The sequence below is a fragment of the Ruegeria sp. CE9 genome, from assembly GCF_056537425.1.
This window is the reverse complement of record NZ_JBQFRO010000034.1, coordinates 1-3,095: the sequence shown is the minus strand read 5'-3', so window position 1 is coordinate 3,095 and position 3,095 is coordinate 1. Positions and strand designations below refer to the sequence as shown.

The 3,095-nt window shown below is 56.6% G+C and carries 5 protein-coding genes; all 5 read left to right on the top strand.

What is annotated here, in order from left to right:
• Positions 1-69 precede the first annotated feature (69 nt).
• Complete coding sequence (locus tag ACR0B3_RS23595; RefSeq protein ID WP_317657248.1) at positions 70-579, top strand: MarR family winged helix-turn-helix transcriptional regulator; 510 nt, start codon at positions 70-72, stop codon at positions 577-579.
• 1 nt (position 580) lies between these two features.
• Positions 581-1,294 carry a response regulator gene (locus ACR0B3_RS23590; RefSeq protein ID WP_340298283.1) on the top strand — a complete coding sequence of 238 codons (714 nt, stop codon included), beginning with the start codon at positions 581-583 and terminating at the stop codon, positions 1,292-1,294.
• On the top strand, positions 1,294-2,229 hold the full coding sequence (locus tag ACR0B3_RS23585) for a histone deacetylase family protein (RefSeq protein ID WP_340298284.1): 936 nt from the start codon (positions 1,294-1,296) through the stop codon (positions 2,227-2,229). Before ACR0B3_RS23590 ends, ACR0B3_RS23585 begins: the two co-directional genes overlap by 1 nt.
• Complete coding sequence (locus tag ACR0B3_RS23580) at positions 2,226-2,471, top strand: exodeoxyribonuclease VII small subunit (RefSeq protein ID WP_340253882.1); 246 nt, start codon at positions 2,226-2,228, stop codon at positions 2,469-2,471. The genes ACR0B3_RS23585 and ACR0B3_RS23580 overlap by 4 nt, the downstream gene beginning before the upstream one ends.
• A 15-nt stretch (positions 2,472-2,486) precedes the next feature.
• Positions 2,487-3,095: polyprenyl synthetase family protein (locus ACR0B3_RS23575; protein WP_480811190.1), on the top strand; the 609-nt coding region annotated here is incomplete at its 3' end.

Below are 3,095 nucleotides of genomic sequence, written 5' to 3'. Positions count from 1 at the left end.
GGCTGACATAAACTGTGAAGTGTTCCTTGGTTCCGATGCCAAAGACCCAAAAAGATGCGGGAGATGAAGATGGCAGAACGTGCAGTCAATAACCCTATCGGCACGGGCGAAAGCTTGCTCTTTTTGACGGATGAGCAGCTGCGCCGCGGGATTGAGGCTATGTTCTTCGCCTATCGGGGATTTACCGCTGATCCTGATCGCATTTTACAAAATTACGAATATGGTCGCGCCCATCATCGTGCCATCCATTTCATCAACCGCACCCCTGGAACGACAGTCAATAACCTGCTGAATATTCTGGGCGTGACCAAGCAGTCCCTAAATCGCGTTCTGCGGAGTCTGATCGCCGATGGTTTGGTCGAAAGCCGCGTTGGGGTGCAGGATAAGCGCGAACGGCATCTTTATCTCACCGAAACAGGCGCCAAGCTTGAACGCGAATTGTCAGAGGCGCAGCGCAACCGAATGCGCGCAGCCTATCGCAATGCGGGGCCAGAGGCCGTGGCAGGATTTCGTGCTGTCCTTGAGCAGATGATGGATCCTGAGATGCTGCGCCATTTCCAAGCAGGTTTGGATACCTAAAATGGCAGACACCAACCCGCATATCCTGATCGTGGATGATGATGAACGCATCCGCGGGCTGTTGCAGAAATTTCTGATCCGCAACGGGTTTCTGGCCAGTGTTGCGCGCGATGCTGCGCAAGCCCGCCGCCTGTTGCAGGGGTTGGATTTCGATTTGATTGTGCTTGATGTGATGATGCCGGGTGAGGATGGCATTACCCTGACACAAGATTTGCGCAAAACGATGGATTGCCCAATCTTGCTTTTGACGGCCAAGGGCGAGGCGCAAGATCGTATTGCAGGTTTTGAGGCGGGGGCAGATGATTATTTGCCAAAACCCTTTGAGCCCAAGGAATTGCTATTGCGTATCGGCGCGATCCTGCGCCGTATGCCGCAACCCGAAGCCAGCCAAAACCTGCCCAAACTGCTGCATCTTGGTGCAATGCGCTTTGACATTGATCGTGGCGAGTTGTGGCAGGGTGATCAGCCTTTGCGCCTGACTGCAACCGAGGCCGCATTGATGCGGATCTTTGCAACCCATGTGAACAGTTCTGTGACCCGTCAGCAGTTGGTCGAAGAATTGGGCCGTGACAAGATGGCAGGCGGCGACCCTGCGCAAGAGCGCGCGATTGATGTGCAAATCACCCGTCTACGCCGCAAGATTGAAGCTGACCCGAAACAACCCCGTTATCTGCAAACTGTCCGCGGCGCGGGCTATATGTTGGTGCCTGACTGATGGCGACATGGCTATTTGAAAACCCATTTGCGCAAGATCATCTGACGCCAGAGGGCCATCCCGAACAGGTGGCGCGCATTGCGGCCATAAAGGCCCATTTGGATGGCGTAGATTTCGTGGGGCTTGAACGCCACGCGGCCCCATTGGCCACGGAAGACGATCTGCGATTGTGCCACCCCCAAGCCTATATTGATCAACTCAAAGCGGCTTTGCCCACGCAAGGGCAAGTTGCGCTTGATGGCGATACCTTTCTGTCGCCCGCGTCATGGCAGGCCGCGCTTTCGGGTGTAGGGGGTATGATCGCAGCAATCGATGCCGTGATGGAGGGCCGCGCCAAAAACGCATTCGTCCTCACGCGACCACCTGGGCATCACGCCGAAACTGCAACAGCCATGGGGTTTTGTCTCTTTGGGTCAGTAGCGATTGGGGCCAAACATGCACTCGAGCGGGCGGGGGCCGCACGGGTGGCCGTGATTGATTTCGATGTGCATCACGGCAATGGCACGCAAGATTTGCTGTGGGATGAAACCCGCGCTTTGTTTGTCTCGTCACACCAGATGCCGCTTTATCCAGGATCGGGGGCGCGTGGCGAACGTGGCGTGGCGGGTAACATCCTGAATGTGCCCCTTCCACCCAATTCAGACGGGGCCTTGATGCAACAGGCCTATCTTCGCGATGTATTTCCGCGATTGGCTGAATTTGCGCCTGACCTTATCCTGATTTCCGCAGGTTTTGACGCGCATCAGGCCGATCCATTGGCCAATCTAAATTGGGATGAAACGGATTTTGCATGGCTGACGCGAGAAATTTGCGCATTTGCCGAAACCCAATGCGCGGGGCGGGTGGTCTCGGCGCTAGAGGGCGGTTATGATCTGCCCTCACTGGGGTGCAGTGTTGCGGCCCATGTCACAGAATTGATGGAAGCTTCGAAATGACAGATGACAACGACCTTGCGCAGATGAGTTTTGAAGACGCCTTGCGCGCCCTAGAGGAAGTCGTGGCCAAGCTTGAGCGTGGGGATGTGCCACTTGACCAATCCATCGCGCTCTATGAACGGGGGGCTGCGCTGCGCGCACGTTGTGAGTCCAAGCTCAAAGAGGCCGAAGAAAAAGTCTCCAAAATCACCCTAGATGGCACAGGCGCGCCAACGGGCAGCACCCCAGTTGAGGGGCTTTGAGCGCCTTTGGCCCCTATTGAGTTTCAAACCCGCCTCAGCACCCATTCCCGCGTCATTGCTGCGTTCTTGACCGAGTCGCTTGCGCAATATGGCACAGATGATGTCGCGGCGGCGATGCGCTATGCGTTGCAGGGTGGCAAGGGTTTGCGTGGGTTTTTGGTGCTTGAGGCATCGGCGCTATATGGCATTCCTGCGGCCTCCGCGCTTCCTGCGGCGGGTGCGGTTGAGGCCATCCATGCCTATAGCCTGATCCACGATGATCTGCCTTGCATGGACGATGACGACCTGCGCCGCGGTCAGCCCACTGTTCACAAAAAATGGAACGAGGCGATTGCGGTTCTCGCGGGGGATGCGCTGCAAAGTTTTGCATTCACGCTTTTGGCTGATCCTAATCTTGGGGCCGCGGAGGTGCGGATCAAATTGGTGTCGACCTTGGCTGAAGCCGCAGGTGCGCGCGGTATGGTTTTAGGGCAGGCGCAGGACATTGCCGCAGAAACCGCTGCGTCCCCCTTGACCCTTGAACAAATCACGGAATTGCAAAGCAATAAAACGGGCGCGCTGTTGGAATGGCCCGCCCATGCCGCAGCGATTATAGCGGGCCAAGATCCCGCACCGTTGAGGGCA